Consider the following 21,316-nt stretch of genomic DNA (forward strand, 5'->3'; position numbering starts at 1 on the left):
AAATGCAAGTTTATTCACGAAACAAAAAACTTATCAACGAAAACGTTTGAATTTCTATTTCGTTCTTAATTAAATAAAAACACTGTCTCATAAGTGGTTAATGTTTGCTAGTTTTACACTTTAATACTTAAATAATGCCAAAAACAATAAAAAAAGTTGGGGTTTTAACCTCCGGAGGTGATTCCCCTGGAATGAATGCTGCGATTCGATCAGTAGTACGAACTTGCGCATATCACAACATAGAATGTATAGGAATTTATAGAGGTTATCAAGGAATGATTGAAGGCGACTTCAAAGAAATGGGACCTCGAAGTGTAAATAATATTGTAAACAAAGGTGGAACCATCTTAAAATCTGCCCGTTCACTAGAATTTAAAACTCCAGAAGGTAGAAAAAAGGCCCACGAAAATTTAACTAAAGCAGGAATTGATGCTATAGTAGTTATTGGTGGAGATGGAACTTTTACGGGAGGATTGATTTTTAACTCTGAATTTAATTTCCCTATAATGGGAATTCCTGGAACTATAGACAATGATATTTTTGGAACCAGTCACACTCTCGGGTATGATACGGCTCTAAATACCGTTGTTGATGTAATTGATAAAATTAGAGATACAGCCAGCTCTCACAACAGATTATTCTTTGTAGAAGTAATGGGACGCGATGCCGGCCATATTGCATTAAACGCAGGTATTGGCGCAGGAGCAGAGGAAATTTTAATTCCAGAAGAAGATTTAGGTTTAGATCGTTTACTAGAATCTTTACAAAAAAGTAAAGCATCAGGAAAATCATCAAGTATTGTGGTTATTGCAGAGGGCGATAAAATTGGTAAAAACGTTTTTGAGTTGAAAGATTATGTTGAAGCCAATTTACCAGAATATGATGTGCGTGTTTCAGTACTAGGACACATGCAGCGTGGTGGTTCACCCTCTTGTTTTGACCGTGTGCTAGCTAGCCGATTGGGTGTAAAAGCTGTAGAATCCTTGATCGATGGTAAATCAAATTACATGGTAGGATTGCAAAATGATCAAGTAGCACTTACGCCATTAGAGCAGGCTATTAAAGGGAAAACGATGATTGATCGTGAATTATTGAGAGTATCAGACATTATGTCTACATAAATAATTAAAGTTTATTGTGAGGAAATTAGACTTTAGGAAGAGCGAAGTAAAATAAACAAAAATTAAAGTAAAATGTCAAAAGTAAAATTAGGAATAAACGGATTTGGAAGAATTGGAAGAATTGTTTTCAGAGAATCTTTCAATAGAGACAATGTAGAAGTTGTTGCAATCAATGACTTGTTAGATGTAGATCACTTAGCTTACTTATTAAAATATGATTCTGTTCACGGTCGTTTTGATGGTGAAGTAGAGGTTAAAGAAGGAAAATTATTTGTAAACGGAAGAAATATTCGTATTACTGCCGAAAGAAATCCTGCAGATTTGAAATGGAATGAAGTAGATGTAGATGTAGTTGCAGAATGTACGGGTATTTTTACAACTATCGAAACTGCAAATGAGCACATTAAAGGTGGAGCTAAAAAAGTAATTATTTCTGCGCCATCAGCTGATGCTCCAATGTTTGTAATGGGTGTAAACCACGAATCTGCAAAAGCAACAGATTTAATCGTTTCAAACGCATCATGTACAACAAACTGTTTGGCTCCTTTGGCTAAAGTAATTCACGATAACTTCGGAATTGTTGAAGCTTTAATGACTACAGTACACGCTACAACATCAACTCAAATGACTGCTGATGGACCGTCAAGAAAAGACTGGAGAGGCGGACGTGCTGCGAGTGTTAACATAATTCCTTCATCAACAGGTGCTGCAAAAGCAGTTGGAAAAGTTATTCCAGAACTGAATGGGAAATTAACTGGTATGGCTTTTCGTGTTCCTACTGTTGATGTATCAGCGGTAGATTTAACGGTAAAAGTTGCTAAAGAAACTTCATACGAAGAGATTATGGCAGTATTGAAAAAGGCTTCTGAAACTACAATGAAAGGTATTTTAGGATATACTGAAGATGCGGTTGTATCTCAAGATTTTATTTCTGACAAAAGAACCTCTATCATCGATGCTACTGCTGGTATCGGATTGAATTCTACTTTCTTCAAACTAGTTTCTTGGTACGATAATGAGTACGGTTATTCTAGTAAATTGATTGATTTATCAGTGCACATTGCTGGTTTAAAATAATAATTTATATATTTACAAATCCCGTTATGTACATGTATAACGGGATTTTATTTTTAACGCATTGCAGATTTAAACCTTATTGTTTTAATTTATCAAAGCGTAGCCAAACCAAAATAAACCAATAGAAAATGAGATTAATAGTTGATAGTGGTTCTACAAAAGCCGATTGGATTGCGATTGATGATAATGGCAAAATATTATTTACTACCCAAACACTAGGTCTAAATCCAGAAGTTTTGGAGGAAGATGAAATTATTGAGCGTCTAAATGACCGTTTTGATATTTTACACAACAAGAAAAATGCAACGCATTTGTTTTTTTATGGTGCAGGATGTGGAACCGAAAAAATGAAAGTGACGCTTTCGCAAGTTTTTCAAAAGTATTTTGTTAACGCCATTATCGATGTTCGTGAGGATACCTATGCTGCTGTGTACGCTACAACTCCTGTTGGCGAAAAAGCTATAGTTTCTATTTTGGGAACAGGATCTAATTGTAGTTATTTTGATGGCAAAGAGTTGTTTCAAAAAGTACAATCACTTGGCTACATTGCTATGGATGATTGTAGCGGAAACGTATTTGGGAAAGAATTGATCAGAAAGTATTATTTCAACAAAATGCCAAAAGAATTAGCTGAGGCGTTCGAGAAAGAATATGATTTAGACCCAGATGCAATTAAAAGCAAATTGTACAAAGAGCCTAATCCTAATGCTTATTTAGCGACTTTTGCTAAATTTTTAATTCAACATAAAGATTCTGAGTTTTGCAGAAAAATCATTTTTAAAGGGATGAAATCTTTTGTAAAGAACTACATCAAGCAATACGACAACCATAAAGAAGTACCAGTACATTTTGTTGGGTCAATTGCTTTTTACTTAAAAGAGGAATTACAGGAAACTTTTGATAAATACGAATTGCAATTAGGAAACGTATTGCGCAGACCTATCGATGGTTTGATTGCTTATCATAACTTGAACAAATAAACCAGTTCAAAATTACTCGCATAAAAAAAACACTATTTACTCATTTGAGAAGATAGTGTTTTTTTATTTTAGCATCGCTAGTGTTTTACAAAACAGCAATCATGGAAATTTCAACATTTACATTTTTTGGTAAACAAGCCACTTGTACAGTTTCTCTAGCTGGAGCGGTTTCTTCGTTAAAGTAAGCACCATAAACGCTATTGATTGCTCCAAAATCATTCATATCCATAATGAAGATGGTTGTTTTAACAACGTGATCAAAAGTCATTCCTGCAGCAGCTAAAACGGCTTTCATATTTTGCATTACTTGTTCTGTTTCTTCTTTAATGCTTGCAGTTACTAGTTCGCCAGTTTCAGGGTGTAATGCAATTTGTCCTGATGTGTATAAGGTGTTTCCGGATAAAATAGCTTGACTATATGGTCCTATAGGAGCCGGTGCAGCTGTTGTAAATATTACTTTTTTCATAAAAATAGTTTTGTTTTTGAATATAGAATTAAAGCTAAGAAAATTTAAAAGAAGATCTTAACGATTTATTACACTTCTTTTATCCCACTTAATATCACTTAGGATTCCTGATTTAATACCAATAAAAAATCCCCAGTTGGCATTTTCTCCAAACGGTGACCAATTAAAGTCCATTCTCCAGCTTAGCAAATCTCTTTCAAAACGCAGTTGCGTAAAAGTGACACCTTTTTGAACAAAATCATATCCGGTTGATATTCCTGCTTTCCATTTTGGTGTCAAATCTGCATTAGCAGAAATCATAATGGAGTTACCAATAATTTGATTTTCTCGATTGTTATTTCCGTAGGTAAGGGAGTAAGCAAAAGTCATATCCCAAGGTAATTTTGCATTAAAAAACTCTGCAATTTTATCTTCGCCTTCGTCTTCTTCTTCATCATCAAATTGACTTCTACGGCTGTCTCCCAAATCGGTGTTGGTACCAAACAAGTCATCTTCTCGACCACCATTACGTTGACTTAATGAATTCTTGTCTTTCTTCTTTTTATCTTTTCCTTGGCTTGATAGGGAATAATTAATTGTCATATTTGAGCTCGTCATTCTAAACAAACTTCCACCATTGTTAATGTTAAATACATTGATTCGGTTTCCAGAATTATCAACTGCGTATGGATCTAGTGTAGCTCCAAAATTGACGTTCATTTTGTTGTCTAATAAATTCGTTCCGCCACTTACACGAATAGGGGCAAAGGCCAGTGAGGTCACACCGTCAGCATCTAAATTATAGGATGTTGAAAGGTTTAAATTATTTAATAACATTATTTTTTTAGGTTCTACCTTGGTGCTGTCTTTATCAGTTACTTTAGCCTCAAATGTATTGCTCAAATCAAAACCGAGTGTGTTTGCATTATTCAGTCCAGGAGCTCCGTAAAGACCGTTTTCAAAACGAGTATATTGCTGGCGCATTGTTCCTGATGCATCGGTAGCATAAGTGTCGTAGTATTTTTCAAAGCTCGGAGTATACCCGTAAGATACAGAAGGACGCATGACGTGACGTATCGATTTAATTTTTTTATTTTCTCCAAAATTAAACGTCCCGTAAATTGTTGTACCAATGCTGGTTGAAAAATTATAAGTTCTAAACGCATCGAATTCGTTCACCGTTTTGTCTACTACTTGACTTTGGTCAACATCAAAACTTCTTTCGATTGTTTTAGTAGTCCAAATTTCTTCGTAATTTACTGAGCTAGTAGCGCTAAAATATTTGAATAATTTGAAGTTGGTGCTCAAAGGAATACTGTGTTGAAAACCTACTCTTGCATCGCGAAACATTTGCGGTTTAAAGAATAGCGAGTCGTTAGTTACAATACTGTTACGACCGTTTAAGTTGTATTGCAAATTGATGTTTTTAATAAATCCCTTACGAGGTCCATCTTTACTAGAAAAAGGATAAATACGATCAACACTCACTTGCAAAGTAGGTAAAGTCATGTTGATTTCTTGCGTCTGTGTGTTTTGCGAATGCGTAGCTGTTAATGACATACGCAATTGAGGAACGGTATTGAATGTTTTTGAGTAAGATACAGAAGAGCTTAACGTGTTATTTAAATTAGAACCAATATTTACTTGATTTATAGATTGTTGAAAATAGCGACTACTTCCTAAGTTTACAGATGCCGAAAAGGTAGAATTTGGGCTGGCCTTAGTATCTTTAGAATGTGACCATTGAATGTTATAAATGTTCTGTTTTGAGTAATCAGGATATCCTCTTTCGCTGGTGATTAAGTTTTCAAAACGAACATTGATGTTTCCTCTGTAGTTATATCTTTTGGCATAAGCCGATTCAAAACGCATACCGTAACTGCCATTCGTGTAATAATCACCCAGCACGGTCAAATCGTAATTATCGCTCAAGGCAAAATAATAGCCTAAGTTTTGCAATGAAAATCCTCTAGTGTTCGAGTCATTATAACTTGGTAAAATCAAACCTGAAACGCTATTTTCTTTACTCATTGGAAAAAAAGCAAAAGGCAATGCAATAGGTGTTGGTACATTGGCAATAACCATATTTGTCAAGCCAGTGACTACTTTTTTGCCAGGAATAAATTTTACTTTATTGGTTTGAAAGTAGTATTCAGGATTATCAACATCTTTTGATGTGGTAAAACGTGCTCCTTTTAAAAAGTATACCGAATCATTTTCTTTTTTGGTTACAGCGGCCTTAATTTTAAACTCTCCTTGATCAGATCTTGAATTCCAAATCAATGCTTTTTTTGTTTTAAAATTGAATCGAATAGAGTCTGGTTCCACAACATTGGCACCTTGTTTAAAATTTGGGTATTGCGTATAAGCTCCAGTCGAATCCTTTAATCTACCGGCATAGACTTCGTTTTTTTCGTAGTCCATGATAATTTTTCCGGACTTTAGCTCAACGTCTTCGTAATACAATTCGGCTTGATCGTATAAAGTGATTTGTTTTTTCTTTTGATCTATTTTAACGTACTGTTCGGCCTTGTAGCGCACTTTTCCGTCTAAAAAAGCTTTCTTAGGTTTTACACTGTCTTTTTTTGTACTGTCTGTAGCTACTATTACCACTGGTTTTGGTGTAGGAACTGGCAACGTTGGACTAGTTGTTGTATTTTTTTTAGAAGGAGCTGGTATCGCAGCTTTCTTTTTGACGATATCTTGTGAATATACTTTACCAGAACCCAGAGAAAGGAATAATGATAATAAAACGATATTAAATAAGTTTGTATGCAACGGTATAAATGCTATTTTTGTAAAATTATGGCCTGTTTTTTGACATGTCAAACTTACATATTATTTTTTGTCAAAAATAGTCAATTAAATAATTTTATAACCGTAGTCTTTTAATAAAATTAACGAATAGCTTTATGCACATTTCTAGTAAAATCAAATTCTTTTTGCCAATTTGTCTTGCCTTATTTTCCGTGGTAGGATATGGTCAAACTAATGCTTTTAAAGTCACGCTTGATGCAGGACATGGAGCACATGATTTTGGTGCTGTTTACGAGGGTCGAATTGAAAAAAATATAGCCTTAGCTGTGGTTCTCAAGGTGGGTAAAATTCTAGAAGCTACGCCGCAGATGCAGGTCAATTATACTCGTAAGACAGATGTCTTTATTGATTTGATTGAAAGAGCAAATATTGCCAATCGTGTCAATGCTCACATTTTTGTATCTATTCACTGTAACGCAAACAGAAATACTGTTGCAGATGGTACTGAAACTTATGTAATGGGTTTGAGTAAAGTAGCTTCCAATTTAGAAGCTGCAAAAAAGGAAAATTCGGTAGTGACTTTAGAGAAAGATTACAAACAAAAATACGAAGGTTTTGACCCTAACTCTCCAGAAACCATGATTGGTATGACCTTGATGCAAGAAGAATATTTAGAAAATAGTATTGCATTAGCCAGTAAAGTTGAAGAAGCTTTTGGTGATTTGGGAAAGAAAATTCGTGGAGAAGGAGTAAAGCAAGCCCCATTTATGGTGTTGCATAAAGCATACATGCCGAGAGTCCTTATTGAAATGGGATTCATATCAAATACTGTTGAAGGTAATCGATTAAACTCTGAAGAAGGTCAAGATGAAATTGCAAAAGCAATTGCTGGCGCTATTGTAAGTTATAAAAAGGAGTATTTTGGAGAAGGCGAAGTGGAAGCACCTGCAGAGACTCCTTCTGAAAAAATGATTGAAAATAGTAAAAACGAAATGCAATCAGGGACTCCAGTTAACAACGATGCCGCAGCCGCATTACAAACTGTTGCTCCTGTTACTACAGCTGCTGCTGTTCCAAAAGTTGTTGCACCAGTCGTGACAGTGACAACTACCAATCCAGGTATAGTTTTTAAAGTGCAATTGATGGCGAGTTCCAAAAAAATTGACTTGTCGGCACAAAATTTCAATGGATTGTCTGATGTATCTGTATTATACGAAGATCGAGTGTACAAGTACTTGTACGGTAATGCAAATAACTTTGAGGCTGCAAAAAAAGACTTAAAGCAAGCCAAAGAGAAAGGCTACAGCTCTTCTTTTTTAATTGCATTTAAACAAGGAAAAAAGATAAACATTCAAGAAGCAATTCAATAATATTGCAACACAATTTCTATTCCCACCCTTATTTTGAAAATTACATTACACCCTTGTCGTATCTTTTTAGTTATTTTAGCTCTCCTTGTTACTGTGCCGATTCTGGCCCAATCAAAAAATAAGTTCGTCATAATTTTAGATGCCGGACACGGTGGAAAAGACCCTGGAAACTCCTACCACGGTTTTGTAGAGAAAGAAATCGCGCTCAAAACTTCTCTAAAATTAGAGCAATTTTTAAAAAAACACAAAGATATTCAAATTGTCTACACTAGAGAAAGTGATGTTTTTATCCCACTTAAAGATCGTCCTCGCAAAGCCAATTCACTTCATGCAAATTTGTTTGTCTCGGTGCATTGCAATTCTGTAACTAATCCTGAGCCATACGGTACGGAGACTTTTGTAATGGGACTATCTCGAAGTAAAGGGAATTTAGAAATTGCGAAACAAGAGAATTCGGTAATATTACTCGAAAAAGATTATAAGAGTGCTTACAAAGGTTTTGATCCTAAAAATCCGCTGGGAATGGTAGGTTTGCAAATGCTTCAAGAAGATTATATGAACAGAAGTATTGCATTGGCATCAAAAATCCAGAATAATTTTGTGAAGCAATTAAATCGAAAGTCAAGGGGTATTAAGCAAACTCCTCTATGGGTTTTAGATGCGGTATTTATGCCAAGTGTTTTAATTGAGTTGGGTTTTTTGAGTAATAAAAACGAAGGTTTGTATTTGAATTCAGATGCGGGCCAAAGCCAAATGGCTGAAGCAATTGCAACTGCTATTGTGGATTATAAAAGAGAATATTTTGACGATAGAAGTACTTCTGTAACAAATGATGATAGCAAAAGCGCTAATAAAGAGGTCAGTAAAAACGAACGCAATGGTAAAGGAATAACCGCAAGTAAAAGCACAAGTGAAAATGATAAAGTTTCGTTTTTAGTGCAATTTGCTGCTGGAACAAGAGAATTAAAATTAGTCCCATCAAACTTTAAAGGCTTAAAAGACGTATCTGTGGTATCAACCAGCGGTAAATTATTTAATTATAGGTATGGTAACACAACAAGTTATGAAATTGCTAAGCAAAACTTAAAGGTCGTACAAGATAAAGGCTATACTTCGGCATACATAATTGCAGTGAAAAACGGGCAAACGATTAGTCTTAAAGAAGCATTGAAATAATTATTACAAGTCGATTTTTTTATATTAAATTTGTAGAAAATACAGAAATTTTGAAAATAACTAGAGAAATAAAAGCAGCAGTTCTCGTAATTGCATCGATATTATTGTTTATTTGGGGATATAGCTTTTTAAAAGGCAAAGATCTTTTTGGTAACTATAAAACCTTTTATGTTGAATACAAAAGTGTTGAAGGTTTAGCAAAATCTGCTCCTGTAACACTTAACGGTTTGGTAATTGGTAAAGTGAATGAAATAGCAATTGATGAAAATACAGGTGCTTTGCTTGTAGAATTGCAATTACAAACAGATTTTCCTATTTCTAAATCAAGTGCTGCTATGATTTATGAGCCTGGTTTTATTGGTGGAAAACAAATTGCCATTGTACCTAATTTTAATGATAAAACGTTAGCCGAAGACGGACAACGATTGTTAGCAACCTCCAAAATGGGATTAGCAGACAAAGTGGGTGATCAATTGGCTCCATTACAAGAAAAATTAGAAAAATTACTTGGTAGCAGCGATAAACTTATTTCAGGTCTAAACAACGTATTGGATCAAAAAGGGCAGCAAGATTTAAAGCTAACCCTATCGGAAATGAGCCAAACAGTAGCGGAGTTTCATAAACTTTCTGTTAGTGTGAATGAGTTGCTTAGTACCAATAAAACACAGCTAAACGGAGTAGTATCAAATTTCAGTAAAATTTCTAGTAATTTCTCCAAAATTTCTGATTCGTTGGTTAAAGCTGATTTAGGTAAATCCGCTAAAAATCTAAACGCTACCTTGGCTCGTGTAGATGGAATCATGAAAAAGCTGGAGGAAGGTAAAGGCTCAATGGGCAAGTTGTTGCAAGATGAAGCTTTTTACAACAACATTAAAGCTTCGACGAAAGAATTAGAATTGTTATTGCAAGACGTACGCTTGTATCCTACACGATATGTAAATATTTCTTTGTTTGGTAAAAAAAACAAGCCTTATACAGGTCCACAAAATGATTCTATCCCGCAAGACAAAATAAATAAATAATATGAGTTATCTAGACAACATTTTATTTGCCATTTTATTGGCAGTTGGTTTTGGTTATTTTTTTAATAACGTAAAAAAATTAAGGAGAAACATCAATCTGGGTACAAACGTTGATCGTACCGACAATCCAAAAGCAAGATGGACCAATATGGCCATGATTGCTCTTGGGCAATCAAAAATGGTAAAGCGTCCTATTGCTGGAATTTTGCATATCATTGTTTATGTAGGTTTTATTGTTATCAATATTGAGTTGCTCGAAATTATAATTGATGGACTTTTTGGTACGCACAGAATATTTGCATTTATTGGAGTTACTTATGATGTTTTGATAGCATCTTTTGAAATTTTAGCTGGTTTGGTACTTTTTGCAGTTTTTGCATTCTGGACAAGAAGAAACGTGATTAAATTGAAACGTTTTGTTAGCAGCGATCTTAAAGGTTGGCCAAAAAATGACGCCAATTACATCTTGTATTTTGAGGTGGTATTGATGACACTATTTTTGCTAATGAATGCAACCGATTTACATTTGCAAAATGTTCCGGGTGGCTACTCTCATTTTATCCAAGCAGGTTCATTCCCAATAAGTCAGTTTATTGCGCCACTATTTGATGGTGTTTCGAACGAGTTAGTGATGTTGCTTTCGGAGTTATTCTGGTGGTTACACATTGTGGGTATTTTGATTTTTATGAATTACTTGTATTACTCTAAGCATTTACACATTTTGCTAGCGTTTCCTAATACCTATTTTGCTAATTTGAATCCGCAAGGTGAATTTGATAACTTAGCTTCGGTTACCAAAGAAGTAAAGTTAATGATGGATCCAAATGTTGATCCATTTGCAGCTGCACCAGTTGATGAGAATGCGGTTCCGAGTAAATTTGGAGCAAGTGATGTTCAAGACTTAAATTGGGTTCAACTTTTAAATGCTTACACGTGTACTGAATGTGGGCGTTGTACGTCATCATGTCCTGCAAATATTACTGGAAAGAAATTGTCTCCGCGTAAAATTATGATGGATACCAGAGACCGATTAGAAGAAGTAGGTCGCAACATTGATGCAAACAAAGGAATTTTTATTCCAGATAACAAAACATTATTAAACGATTACATCACCCCTGAGGAATTGTGGGCATGTACTTCATGTAATGCGTGTGTGGAAGAGTGTCCAGTAAACATTAGTCCTTTATCTATTATTTTAGATATGCGTCGTTACTTGGTTATGGAACAAAGTGCTGCACCGATGCCTTTAAACGCTATGATGACCAATATCGAAAACAATGGAGCACCATGGCAGTACAATCAACAAGACCGTTTGAACTGGAAAAACGAGTAGTTTTTTTGGCGAAAGCAAAAATGAATTGAGTTCAAATTATACTATAACACTATCAATATATAGAGTATGTCAGAAAATTTAATAGTGCCTACAATGGCCGAAATGTTAGCCCAGGGAAAACAACCAGAGGTTTTGTTTTGGGTAGGTTGTGCCGGAAGTTTTGATGATAGAGCTAAAAAAATAACTAAAGCTTTCGTGCGTATTTTAAATCGTGCTAAAGTAGAATTTGCTGTGCTTGGTACTGAAGAAAGTTGTACTGGTGATCCAGCAAAAAGAGCAGGTAATGAGTTTTTGTTTCAAATGCAAGCCATGATGAATATCGAGGTTTTGAATGCCTATGAAGCAAAAAAAATTGTGACAGCTTGCCCGCATTGTTTTAATACCCTTAAAAATGAGTATCCTGAATTAGGTGGTCAATATGAAGTAATTCATCATACTGAATTTTTAAAATCATTGCTTGACGATGGAAGGCTGACTATTGAAGGTGGTCAGTTCAAAGGTAAGCGTATTACTTTTCATGATCCTTGTTATTTAGGTCGTGCCAATAATGTTTATGAAGCACCAAGAGAATTAATTTCTAAATTAGATGCTGCATTGGTTGAAATGAAACGTTCCAAAGCAAACGGATTGTGTTGTGGTGCAGGTGGAGCGCAAATGTTCAAAGATGCCGAAAACGGAAATAAAGAAGTCAATATTGAGCGTACTGAAGATGCGCTTGAGACTCAACCAGAAATTATTGCCGCAGGTTGTCCGTTTTGTAACACGATGATGAGTGACGGAATTAAGAATAAAGAAAAAGAAGGTGAGGTAAAAGTTATGGACATTGCGGAGCTTATTGCTAATGCACAAGATCTGTAATATGAATTAAAAATCGGTTACAGCGAAATAGAACTTTTAGATGTGAAAACAAATGAATTTCGCTATTTTAAAATTATAAACAATATAGAAAAACAGTAAATCATTCTGTATCTATTATAAAACAATAACTATGTACGTTCCTTTTGAAAATTTACCTGAAGAATCTCGAATTTGGATTTACCAATCTAATAGAAAGTTTTCAGATGCGGAATTTGCTGAAATTGACACAGCAGTTCAGTCTTTCTTAAACGAATGGGCTGCACACGGTACAAGTCTTGAAGCTTCGTACCAACTTAAGTACAATAGGTTTATCATTCTAGCAGTAAATCAAGACGTTCAAATGTCTACAGGCTGTTCTATAGACGCATCAGTTGAATTTATTCAAAGTCTTGAAAAAAAGTATTCGGTTGATTTGTTAGACAAAATGAACGTGACTTTTAAGCTTGGCGAACATATTGCTCACAAACCATTGCTTGATTTTAAAAAAATGGTTAAAGATAAAGCCGTTACCGAAAATACAATTGTGTTTAATAATTTGGTTAACAACGTACAAGAATTCAATGAATCTTGGGAAGTTGCAGCAGCTGACAGCTGGCATAGCCGCTTTTTTTAATGTTCGAATAAAAAAACTATTTATTAATAGCTAAACTTGGTTTTATCCAAAGTGCTGGGCTAAGTAACAAGTAGCAACTTACTTTTATAAAAATGTAAGTTGCTGCTTTTTTTATTTTTGATTATTCCATTTTTTGAACTTTATCTGGCTAGTTTTTTAAGTTAACAAATTGTAATTTTTCCTTTTTTTAAGAGCTATTTAAGACTTTAAATCGATATTGCCATTTCAAATTTTAGTACATTCGTGCTATTAAATTACATACATGAAAATTGCAATTGTTTGTTATCCTACTTTTGGAGGTAGCGGTGTTGTCGCAACAGAGCTTGGTTTAGAATTGGCGCGTCGTGGCCATGAAATTCATTTTATTACATACAGGCAACCAGTTCGATTGGCTCTTTTAAGTCCAAATGTGCATTACCACGAAGTAAATGTTCCTGAATATCCTTTGTTTCATTATCAGCCTTATGAATTAGCGCTTTCGAGCAAATTGGTAGATATGGTAAAATTGCACAATATTGAACTATTGCACGTGCATTATGCCATTCCTCATGCCTATGCAGGCTACATGGCCAAGCAAATGCTGAAAGATGAAGGTATTAATATTCCGATGGTAACTACTTTACACGGTACAGATATTACATTGGTTGGAAACCATCCTTTTTATAAGCCTGCGGTTACTTTTAGTATCAATAAATCAGATGTGGTTACTTCTGTTTCTCAAAGTTTAAAAGAGGATACTTTGAAACTTTTTAATATTAAAAATGAAATTGAAGTTATTCCTAACTTTATTGAGCTTGAAAAAACGGCTAAAGAGGGAAGTTTGCCTTGTCAGCGATCGGTGATGGCAAATACAAATGAACGCATCGTAACACACATTAGTAATTTTAGAAAAGTAAAACGAATTCCTGATGTAGTTCAGGTTTTTTATAATATTCAAAAAGAAATCCCGGCCAAATTGATGATGGTAGGTGATGGACCTGAAAAAGAAAAAGCTGAGCAATTGTGCCAAGAATTAGGAATCTCTGATAAGGTTATCTTTTTTGGAAATAGTAACGAAATTGATAAAATCCTTTGTTTTACTGATTTATTTTTGTTGCCGTCGCAAACTGAAAGTTTTGGATTGGCTGCTCTTGAGGCTATGGCTTGCAGTGTGCCTGTTATTTCAAGTAATTCCGGAGGCTTGCCAGAAGTAAACTTTGAAGGAATTTCTGGTTTTTTAAGTGATGTTGGTAATACTGAAGAAATGGCTCAAAACGCTTTGAAAATTCTTAAAGATGATGCAACGTTAGCTAGTTTTAAGGAGAATGCATTTCAAGTGGCGCAACAGTTCGATATTAAGAATATTTTACCTTTGTATGAGGCGCTTTATGAAAAAGCAATTCAAAAATACAAGTAATACAAAACCAAGAATTATGAAAAGATTAGTAGGCTCATTTATTGCAGTAGTACTTTTTTCTTGTGGTACGACAAATACAAAAAATCAAAGCTCTAGTTCACTTTTCGAAGTGTTAACACAACAAAGTAACGGTGGTGCTTCAATTCGTTTTTTTGAAATTTTATCTGCTCCAAATGAAATTGCAATGTTACAAAACGATGAAAACTTAAAAAATAAAATAACTCCTGAAGATGTTCAAAAATCGAATTTTGTTATTTTAAATATGGGTGAGAAATCTAGTGGAGGATATGCAATAGGAGTTGAGACGGTAGTTGAGACAGATACCTATATCATTGTAACTGTAAAGGAGCAAGTACCTGAGCCCGGAAGTATGGTAGTTCAATCATTATCAAATCCGTTTTGTGTTTTGAAAATTAATTCAAAAAAACCTATCATTTTTAAATAACAAAAAGGCCATTCTTGATCAAGAATGGCCTTTTTACTATATAGCTATTGCTTTTTAGAACTGGTATCTTAGAGATACAGCAACATCACTTCCGTAATTATTGTTATAGTACCCACCGTTACCACCAAATTCTGGTCTAAAATCAAGTGAGATTAACAATGGAATATCAAAATCATATTCAATTCCAATGTTTCCTGCAGCAAAAGCAAATAATCCGTCGTCATATACTCTGTTGTCAGAATATTTTCTATCGTATGTTCCAACACCTCCACCAACACCTGCGTACCAGTTGAAACCTCCATCAATATTCCACACCCATTGGTAGATACCTGTTAGTTTTACAGCATCATCATCATATCCATTATAATCTTTTCTGTTTCTCCAACCTAAATCTAATTCTAAACGGTTGTTGTCTGATAAACCTCTTTGATAAGAAACTTCAGTTCCAAATCCATTGCTTCCACCAAAACGTAAACCTAAAGCATTTTTAGATATTTTTTGTGCTTGAGCAGTAAATGCTAACCCCATTAGCATAATCGCTGATAAAATAATCTTTTTCATAAATTGTTTCTTTTTGTTTTTACAAAGATAGGTCATAAGTTAGCGTATGCTTTATATCATTTTTGGTATTTCTTATATAATCTAATGTAATTGGTATAAATCTCAAATTTTCTAACCACAACGTAATTATATTACTCTTCAATTTGTGTTGAGAACTACTTGAACTAGAATTGGGGACTTCTTATTCCGCTTTGTGATATAATGCAGTCCCATTCAATGAATTTTTACAACAATAAATATCCTCTTTGGTCTAAAACTTTAAACACTAAACTTTTGAACTTTGAAGTAAAATGGTACTTTTGTTAAAAACTAACTACAATGGCAGGTAACAGCTACGGAACCTTATTTAAATTAACAACTTTTGGAGAATCTCATGGTGAAGCGTTAGGAGGTATTATTGATGGATGTCCTCCCGGAATCAGTATTGATCTTGAAGCAATTCAAGCGGAAATGGCGCGCAGAAAACCAGGGCAATCAGCAATTGTCACTCAGCGAAAAGAACCAGATGATGTACAGTTTTTATCAGGTCTTTTTGAAGGTAAAACTACGGGTACACCAATTGGTTTTATTATTCCCAATACCAATCAAAAATCAGATGATTACTCACATATAAAGGATAATTACCGCCCGAGTCATGCGGATTATGTTTACGATCAAAAATATGGTTTTCGTGATTACCGTGGTGGTGGTAGAAGTTCAGCTCGTGAAACGGCAAGCAGAGTAGTTGCAGGAGCTATTGCAAAACAAATGCTTCCCGAAATTAAAATCCACGCTTATGTTTCTGCAGTTGGACCAATAACGTTAGATATTCCGTATCAAGAATTAGATTTTAATTCTATTGAAAATAATCCAGTACGTTGTCCAGACGCTGCGACTGCGGCCGAGATGGAAGCTTACATAAAGGACATACGCAAGCAAGGTGATACTGTAGGAGGTGCGGTTACTTGTGTTATTAAAAACGTTCCTGTAGGTTTAGGAGAACCAGTTTTTGATAAACTACATGCTGAATTAGGTAAAGCAATGTTATCAATCAATGCCGTAAAAGGTTTTGAATATGGCAGTGGTTTTGAAGGTGCTAAAATGAAGGGTAGTGAGCATAACGATTTATATTACGCTGATGGTACTACCAAGACCAATCGTTCAGGCGGAATTCAGGGCGGAATTAGTAACGGAATGGATATTTACTTCAATGTAGCATTTAAGCCTGTAGCAACGATCATGCAAAAGCAAGAATCTTTAGATAACAAAGGAGCAATAACAGAGATGACAGGTAAAGGCCGTCATGATCCGTGCGTAGTACCTCGTGCAGTACCAATTGTAGAGGCGATGGCTGCCATAGTAATTGCTGATTTTTATTTGATAAATAAAATATATTAAAGCTATTTTTACATCCAATTTAAGCAAGGTTGTTTTTCTTGATTTTTAAATAGTCGAGCTCAGAAAAATGTCATTTTTATAAATTTTAAAACTTTTTAATGGATAATATTACCACAAAAAAAGCATCTTTTTTTTCAGGATTAACAGGACAAATTTTAGTAGCCATGATACTTGGGGCTATTTTAGGAATTGTTATTCATAATAACATTGATGCAGAATCAGCTCAAGCTTTTAGTACTAAAATTAAAATTTTAGCGACTGTTTTTATTCGCTTGGTGCAAATGATTATCTCGCCATTAGTTTTCACAACGCTAGTTGTTGGAATTGCTAAATTAGGCGATATCAAAGCAGTTGGTCGCATAGGTGGTAAGGCTATGGGATGGTTTTTTACGGCATCATTTATATCGTTATTGCTAGGGATGTTTTTTGTAAATATTCTTGAGCCTGGTGTTGGTTTAAATTTATCAAATGTTGAATTAGGCTCTGTGGCAGAGGTTACAGCGAAAACACAAAACATTTCGTTTGAAAATTTTATTGAGCATATTGTCCCCAAAAGTATTTTTGAAGCAATGGCAACTAATGAGATTTTACAAATTGTGATCTTTTCTATCTTTTTTGGTTTAGCTGCAGCTTCATTAGGTGATTACGTAAAGCCGGTAATTAATGCGCTCGATAAAACCTCACATATTGTGCTAAAAATGGTTAATTATGTGATGAAATTTGCTCCAATTGGTGTTTTTGGTGCTATAGCAGGTGTGTTTGCAGTACGTGATTTCCAGGAATTGGCGATTACTTATTTTAAGTTTTTTGGTTCGTTTCTAATCGGAATTTCATCCCTATGGGTAGTTTTAATTGCAGTTGGTTTTATCTTTCTAAAAAGTAGAATGCCAGTTTTACTTAAACGAATTGTTAGTCCTTTAATTATTGCTTTTGGTACAACAAGTAGTGAAGCTGTTTTTCCTAAATTAACTGAGGAATTGGAGCGTTTTGGAGTTAAGGATAGAATTGTATCTTTTATGTTACCATTGGGGTATTCATTCAACCTAGATGGAAGTATGATGTATATGACTTTTGCAAGTGTTTTTATTGCGCAAGCTTACGGAATCGATTTAGATTTAGGTACACAAATGACCATGTTATTGGTGCTAATGCTTACCAGTAAGGGTATTGCAGGAGTTCCAAGAGCTAGTTTGGTCGTGGTAGCTGCTACTTGTGGGATGTTTGATATTCCTATTGAAGGGATAGCTTTAATTTTGCCAATTGATCATTTTTGTGATATGTTCAGAAGTGCTACCAATGTTTTAGGGAATGCACTTGCAACTTCTGTGGTGGGTAAATGGGAAGCCGATGGCGAAGTCGAAGAAGTTTTGGAAGCTTAAAAAATATATTTTTTTAACAAGTTCAGTTTATAGCAATAAAAAAGCTCCGATTTTAGTCGGAGCTTTTTTTATAGAGAATAAAAGTCTATTTATACTTTTCTTTCCATCAATGCCATGTAAAAACCATCAAAGCCAGATTCAGAAGCTAAAATTTTGTGTTCTTTTACAAAGGTAAATTGCTTTCCAATTTCGGTAGTTAAAAAACGTTTTACTTGTTCTTGATTTTCTGATGGTAATATAGAGCAAGTGGCATAAACAAGTTTCCCACCTGGTTTTACAATTTTTGAATAGCTTTCTAAAACTTCTGATTGTACTTTACGAATGTTATCAATAAATTCAGGTTTTAGTTTCCATTTTGCATCAGGGTTTCTTTTTAAAACGCCTAAACCACTACAAGGTGCATCAATTAATACACGATCTGCTCTCTCGTGTAGTTTTTTAATAACTTTTGTCGAGTCGATAATGCGGTATTCAATATTGAACGCGCCGTCTCTTTTCGCTCTGATTTTCAATTGCTTTAATTTACTTTCGTACAAGTCCATAGCAATTAATTGTCCTTTGTTTTCCATCAAGGAGGCAATGTGTAATGTTTTTCCGCCTGCACCCGCACAAGTATCAACAACACGCATTCCTGGCTTCACATCTAAAAAGGCGGCTACCAGTTGCGAATTGGCATCTTGAACTTCAAAAAAACCTTGCTTGAAAGCATCTGTTAAAAACACATTTGCTCTTTCTTTTAAAACTAAAGCATCAGGTTGTGCCTTTAAGGTTTCAGTTTCAATGTTCAAGTCCATCAAAATAGCACGTAATGCTTCACGAGTTGTTTTAAGTGTGTTTACACGTAAAATAACACGAGCAGGCTGGTTTTGTGCTGCAATTTCAGTAGCCCAAACTTTTTCACCAAGTTCTTGTACGCCCAATTCGTCCATCCAATCTGGAATAGACTCTTTAATTGCACGAACTTTTGATAATTCATCAAAACGACCTTTAATTTTACGTTCCGGTGTTCCTTCTAATTGGCGCCAATCAGGAATAGGATAACCTCTTAAAACAGCCCATACTGAGAACATTCTCCATAAGTTGTCTCTGTCAAAAGGCTCTTTAACCTCTGCAATTTCAGAGTATAATCGTTTCCAACGAACGATTTCGTATATTGTTTCTGCGACAAATTTTCTGTCTGAACTGCCCCATCTTTTGTCTTTTTTTAGGGATCGGGCTACTACTTTATCAGCATATTCGCCTTCGTTAAAAATAGCATTTAAGGCGTCTATTGTAGTGTAAACTAAATTTCTGTGTAATCTCATTTTAAATAATTGAGGTGCAAAGGTACTATTTATTGACTTTAATGTATTGTTTTTAAATACCGATTATTGTATTTTAATTTTTTTCCAAAAAAAAACACCGTATAAATACAATGTTTTTTATTAGATAAGTGAGAAAAAATTATTTCACTCGCGTTAATCCTATGTTTTCAGGTGCATGTAACACCATTGGGAATTTTTCTATTTTAACAGAACTACTATCTAATCCAAAAGCTCTTTCTTCTGACAAACTTAGCTTTTTTATAAAGAAATAAGAGTTCATTACTATTTTTTCGTGCCATCTTAAATCGCTGTCATTAGATAGGAATTTTTCAGATAATACAAATTTGAAATCTCCAATAATATTGTTCTTATTTAATGATTCGTATCGACTGGTAATATCTACTTCTCCTTTTTTTACCATGTCGCGAATCACTTCTCTAAACATCAAATTGATTTTTGTAGGCTCTCTAAAACCTAAATTAAAGTCTACGCGATACAAATCATCTTTGACAATTTCGGTTACTTTATATTCTGTTTTGTAGGGTTCTGTTAAAATATTTACATGTACAAACCAATAGATGTCAGCTCTTTTTGGACGTTTTTGTAAAATAGAGTACATTACTTTTTCTTCAATTTCATCAACTCTTCCGGCATTAGTCATGTATACTAAATGGGTTGCGTATTTTGGAATAGAAAGATCAGCACTCAACTCAACAAGTACTTTTTTGTAATCTTCAATCTTAACAATCTTTGTATAGCTCTTGTTGATTTTTTTAGCCACATACCAAATGGTCATGACAGATATTAGTGCGATTGCAATTAATAATGTTACGTAGCCACCTTCGGCAAATTTGGTGATGTTTGCTGCTAAGAAACTAAATTCGATCATTAAGTACACAGTAATCAGCGGTACGATAAAGTACAACGGTACGCGCTTCATTATCAGGTAGTAATTTAATAAAATTGTAGTCATGATCATGCATAAGATAATTGCTAATCCGTAAGCATGTTCCATGTTGCTAGACTCTTCAAAATGCAATACGATACCAACGCAACCAATAAATAATAACCAGTTTATTGATGGTATATACAATTGTCCTTTTAATTCTGTTGGGTATTTGATTTTTACCTTTGGCCAGAAATTTAGTCTCATAGCTTCGTTTATCAAAGTAAATGAGCCACTTATTAATGCCTGTGATGCAATTACCGCCGCAAGTGTAGCTACAACAATTCCAATAGGTTGAAACCAATCTGGCATTATGAGGTAAAACGGATTCCCGTTTTTTCCACCAATACTTTGAAGAGTTGCACCTTCATGTTGCATTAAATATGCTCCTTGTCCGAAATAGTTCAGGACTAAAGCAATTTTTACGAAAATCCAACTGATACGGATGTTTTTTCGACCACAATGCCCCATATCAGAGTATAATGCTTCTGCACCAGTTGTACATAAAAATACGAATCCAAGTACGAAAAATCCTTCTGGGTGAATGCTTAGCAAATGGTACGCATAGTACGGATTTATTGCGTTTAAAACACTAGTATTATGCATTATTTGAGATACTCCCAAGGTTGCAAGCATGGCAAACCAAACGAACATCATTGGAGCAAAAAATTTGCCTACAAGCTTGGTGCCGAATTGCTGGATTGCAAACAGTACGAACAAAATACTGATAACGATAGGAATCGTATTTATTTCTGGATAGTACGTTCTGATACCTTCAACTGCTGAAGATACGGAAATAGGTGGTGTAATAATCCCGTCAGCAAGTAAGGCACTACCTCCAATAATTGCTGGTACAATTAACCACTTAATTTTAGTTTTTTTGACCAAAGCATAGAGGGCAAAAATACCACCTTCTCCATGATTATCTGCACTTAAAGTGATAATTACATACTTTATTGTAGTTTGTAAAGTTAAGGTCCAAAATACGCAAGAGATACCTCCTAGTACAATATCAGCGTTGATGAGATGAGTACCTAATATGGCTTTCATTACATACAAAGGGGATGTACCTATGTCTCCGTAAATGATTCCTAATGAAATTAATAATCCACCTAATGTCCATTTACTATGGAGGTCTTTGTGTGAAGTGTTCATG

At 34.6% G+C, this 21,316-nt stretch carries 18 protein-coding genes; 13 read left to right on the forward strand and 5 right to left on the reverse strand.

Annotated features, from left to right (window positions below; translation table 11 throughout):
* The first annotated feature begins 134 nt into the window (after positions 1-134).
* The 3 genes from pfkA to ACXX8U_RS04585 all read left to right on the forward strand — a co-directional run bounded on the left by pfkA (position 135) and on the right by ACXX8U_RS04585 (position 3,178).
* The gene (gene pfkA, locus ACXX8U_RS04575) at positions 135-1,121 is read left to right on the forward strand and encodes a 6-phosphofructokinase (RefSeq protein WP_458564809.1); all 987 of its coding nucleotides are present in this window, start codon (positions 135-137) and stop codon (positions 1,119-1,121) included.
* Between the two features lie 72 nt (positions 1,122-1,193).
* On the forward strand, positions 1,194-2,198 hold the full coding sequence (gene gap, locus ACXX8U_RS04580) for a type I glyceraldehyde-3-phosphate dehydrogenase (RefSeq protein ID WP_458564810.1): 1,005 nt from the start codon (positions 1,194-1,196) through the stop codon (positions 2,196-2,198).
* 128 nt (positions 2,199-2,326) lie between these two features.
* Complete coding sequence (locus tag ACXX8U_RS04585) at positions 2,327-3,178, forward strand: N-acetylglucosamine kinase (protein WP_458564811.1); 852 nt, start codon at positions 2,327-2,329, stop codon at positions 3,176-3,178.
* An 85-nt stretch (positions 3,179-3,263) separates the two neighbouring features.
* Here the strand turns inward: ACXX8U_RS04585 and ACXX8U_RS04590 are convergent, their stop codons facing one another.
* Positions 3,264-3,644 carry a RidA family protein gene (locus ACXX8U_RS04590; RefSeq protein WP_306261399.1) on the reverse strand — a complete coding sequence of 127 codons (381 nt, stop codon included), beginning with the start codon at positions 3,642-3,644 and terminating at the stop codon, positions 3,264-3,266.
* Positions 3,645-3,701: 57 nt separating this feature from the next.
* Positions 3,702-6,452: a putative LPS assembly protein LptD gene (locus ACXX8U_RS04595; RefSeq protein WP_458564812.1), complete on the reverse strand. Its 2,751-nt coding sequence runs from the start codon at positions 6,450-6,452 to the stop codon at positions 3,702-3,704.
* Positions 6,453-6,535: 83 nt separating this feature from the next.
* Between ACXX8U_RS04595 and ACXX8U_RS04600 the strand changes: the two genes are divergently transcribed.
* The 8 genes from ACXX8U_RS04600 to ACXX8U_RS04635 all read left to right on the forward strand — a co-directional run bounded on the left by ACXX8U_RS04600 (position 6,536) and on the right by ACXX8U_RS04635 (position 14,593).
* The gene (locus ACXX8U_RS04600; RefSeq protein WP_458564813.1) at positions 6,536-7,750 is read left to right on the forward strand and encodes an N-acetylmuramoyl-L-alanine amidase family protein; all 1,215 of its coding nucleotides are present in this window, start codon (positions 6,536-6,538) and stop codon (positions 7,748-7,750) included.
* A 33-nt stretch (positions 7,751-7,783) separates the two neighbouring features.
* A complete protein-coding gene (locus tag ACXX8U_RS04605) occupies positions 7,784-8,926 on the forward strand; it encodes an N-acetylmuramoyl-L-alanine amidase family protein (RefSeq protein WP_458564814.1) in 1,143 nt (380 codons plus the stop codon).
* A 50-nt stretch (positions 8,927-8,976) separates the two neighbouring features.
* Complete coding sequence (locus ACXX8U_RS04610; protein WP_458564815.1) at positions 8,977-9,948, forward strand: MlaD family protein; 972 nt, start codon at positions 8,977-8,979, stop codon at positions 9,946-9,948.
* Between the two features lies 1 nt (position 9,949).
* Positions 9,950-11,281, forward strand: coding sequence for a 4Fe-4S dicluster domain-containing protein (locus ACXX8U_RS04615; protein WP_458564816.1), 1,332 nt, complete (start codon positions 9,950-9,952; stop codon positions 11,279-11,281).
* Between the two features lie 66 nt (positions 11,282-11,347).
* On the forward strand, positions 11,348-12,139 hold the full coding sequence (locus tag ACXX8U_RS04620; protein WP_458564817.1) for a (Fe-S)-binding protein: 792 nt from the start codon (positions 11,348-11,350) through the stop codon (positions 12,137-12,139).
* A 130-nt stretch (positions 12,140-12,269) separates the two neighbouring features.
* Positions 12,270-12,752, forward strand: a complete 483-nt coding sequence (locus tag ACXX8U_RS04625; protein WP_458564818.1) for an ABC transporter ATPase — start codon at positions 12,270-12,272, stop codon at positions 12,750-12,752.
* A gap of 262 nt (positions 12,753-13,014) precedes the next feature.
* On the forward strand, positions 13,015-14,148 hold the full coding sequence (gene bshA, locus ACXX8U_RS04630) for an N-acetyl-alpha-D-glucosaminyl L-malate synthase BshA (protein ID WP_458564819.1): 1,134 nt from the start codon (positions 13,015-13,017) through the stop codon (positions 14,146-14,148).
* Between the two features lie 16 nt (positions 14,149-14,164).
* A complete protein-coding gene (locus ACXX8U_RS04635) occupies positions 14,165-14,593 on the forward strand; it encodes a protease complex subunit PrcB family protein (protein WP_458564820.1) in 429 nt (142 codons plus the stop codon).
* A 54-nt stretch (positions 14,594-14,647) separates the two neighbouring features.
* On the opposite strand, the gene ACXX8U_RS04640 is transcribed toward ACXX8U_RS04635, so the two are convergent.
* Positions 14,648-15,154 carry a hypothetical protein gene (locus tag ACXX8U_RS04640; protein ID WP_458564821.1) on the reverse strand — a complete coding sequence of 169 codons (507 nt, stop codon included), beginning with the start codon at positions 15,152-15,154 and terminating at the stop codon, positions 14,648-14,650.
* 318 nt (positions 15,155-15,472) lie between these two features.
* Here ACXX8U_RS04640 and aroC point away from each other — a divergent pair, with 318 nt between their 5' ends.
* Positions 15,473-16,531 (forward strand): chorismate synthase, encoded by a 1,059-nt coding sequence (gene aroC / locus ACXX8U_RS04645; protein ID WP_458564822.1) that lies wholly within the window; start codon positions 15,473-15,475, stop codon positions 16,529-16,531.
* A gap of 98 nt (positions 16,532-16,629) precedes the next feature.
* The gene (locus ACXX8U_RS04650) at positions 16,630-17,910 is read left to right on the forward strand and encodes a dicarboxylate/amino acid:cation symporter (protein WP_210788494.1); all 1,281 of its coding nucleotides are present in this window, start codon (positions 16,630-16,632) and stop codon (positions 17,908-17,910) included.
* Positions 17,911-17,999: 89 nt separating this feature from the next.
* On the opposite strand, the gene ACXX8U_RS04655 is transcribed toward ACXX8U_RS04650, so the two are convergent.
* The gene (locus ACXX8U_RS04655) at positions 18,000-19,214 is read right to left on the reverse strand and encodes an RsmB/NOP family class I SAM-dependent RNA methyltransferase (protein ID WP_458564823.1); all 1,215 of its coding nucleotides are present in this window, start codon (positions 19,212-19,214) and stop codon (positions 18,000-18,002) included.
* Between the two features lie 139 nt (positions 19,215-19,353).
* Positions 19,354-21,315, reverse strand: coding sequence for a KUP/HAK/KT family potassium transporter (locus ACXX8U_RS04660; protein ID WP_458564824.1), 1,962 nt, complete (start codon positions 21,313-21,315; stop codon positions 19,354-19,356).
* Position 21,316 lies beyond the last annotated feature (1 nt).

The sequence above is a fragment of the Flavobacterium sp. GNP001 genome (assembly GCF_054343775.1).

What these genes read in the sequence shown, in the direction of transcription:
- pfkA (WP_458564809.1), top strand. Translation starts at nt 135, where the DNA reads ATGCCAAAAACAATAAAAAAAGTTGGGGTTTTAACCTCCGGAGGTGAT.
- gap (WP_458564810.1), top strand. Translation starts at nt 1,194, where the DNA reads ATGTCAAAAGTAAAATTAGGAATAAACGGATTTGGAAGAATTGGAAGA.
- ACXX8U_RS04585 (WP_458564811.1), top strand. Translation starts at nt 2,327, where the DNA reads ATGAGATTAATAGTTGATAGTGGTTCTACAAAAGCCGATTGGATTGCG.
- ACXX8U_RS04590 (WP_306261399.1), bottom strand. Translation starts at nt 3,644, where the DNA reads ATGAAAAAAGTAATATTTACAACAGCTGCACCGGCTCCTATAGGACCA.
- ACXX8U_RS04600 (WP_458564813.1), top strand. Translation starts at nt 6,536, where the DNA reads ATGCACATTTCTAGTAAAATCAAATTCTTTTTGCCAATTTGTCTTGCC.
- ACXX8U_RS04615 (WP_458564816.1), top strand. Translation starts at nt 9,950, where the DNA reads ATGAGTTATCTAGACAACATTTTATTTGCCATTTTATTGGCAGTTGGT.
- ACXX8U_RS04620 (WP_458564817.1), top strand. Translation starts at nt 11,348, where the DNA reads ATGTCAGAAAATTTAATAGTGCCTACAATGGCCGAAATGTTAGCCCAG.
- ACXX8U_RS04625 (WP_458564818.1), top strand. Translation starts at nt 12,270, where the DNA reads ATGTACGTTCCTTTTGAAAATTTACCTGAAGAATCTCGAATTTGGATT.
- bshA (WP_458564819.1), top strand. Translation starts at nt 13,015, where the DNA reads ATGAAAATTGCAATTGTTTGTTATCCTACTTTTGGAGGTAGCGGTGTT.
- ACXX8U_RS04635 (WP_458564820.1), top strand. Translation starts at nt 14,165, where the DNA reads ATGAAAAGATTAGTAGGCTCATTTATTGCAGTAGTACTTTTTTCTTGT.
- ACXX8U_RS04640 (WP_458564821.1), bottom strand. Translation starts at nt 15,154, where the DNA reads ATGAAAAAGATTATTTTATCAGCGATTATGCTAATGGGGTTAGCATTT.
- aroC (WP_458564822.1), top strand. Translation starts at nt 15,473, where the DNA reads ATGGCAGGTAACAGCTACGGAACCTTATTTAAATTAACAACTTTTGGA.
- ACXX8U_RS04650 (WP_210788494.1), top strand. Translation starts at nt 16,630, where the DNA reads ATGGATAATATTACCACAAAAAAAGCATCTTTTTTTTCAGGATTAACA.
- ACXX8U_RS04655 (WP_458564823.1), bottom strand. Translation starts at nt 19,214, where the DNA reads ATGAGATTACACAGAAATTTAGTTTACACTACAATAGACGCCTTAAAT.
- ACXX8U_RS04660 (WP_458564824.1), bottom strand. Translation starts at nt 21,315, where the DNA reads ATGAACACTTCACACAAAGACCTCCATAGTAAATGGACATTAGGTGGA.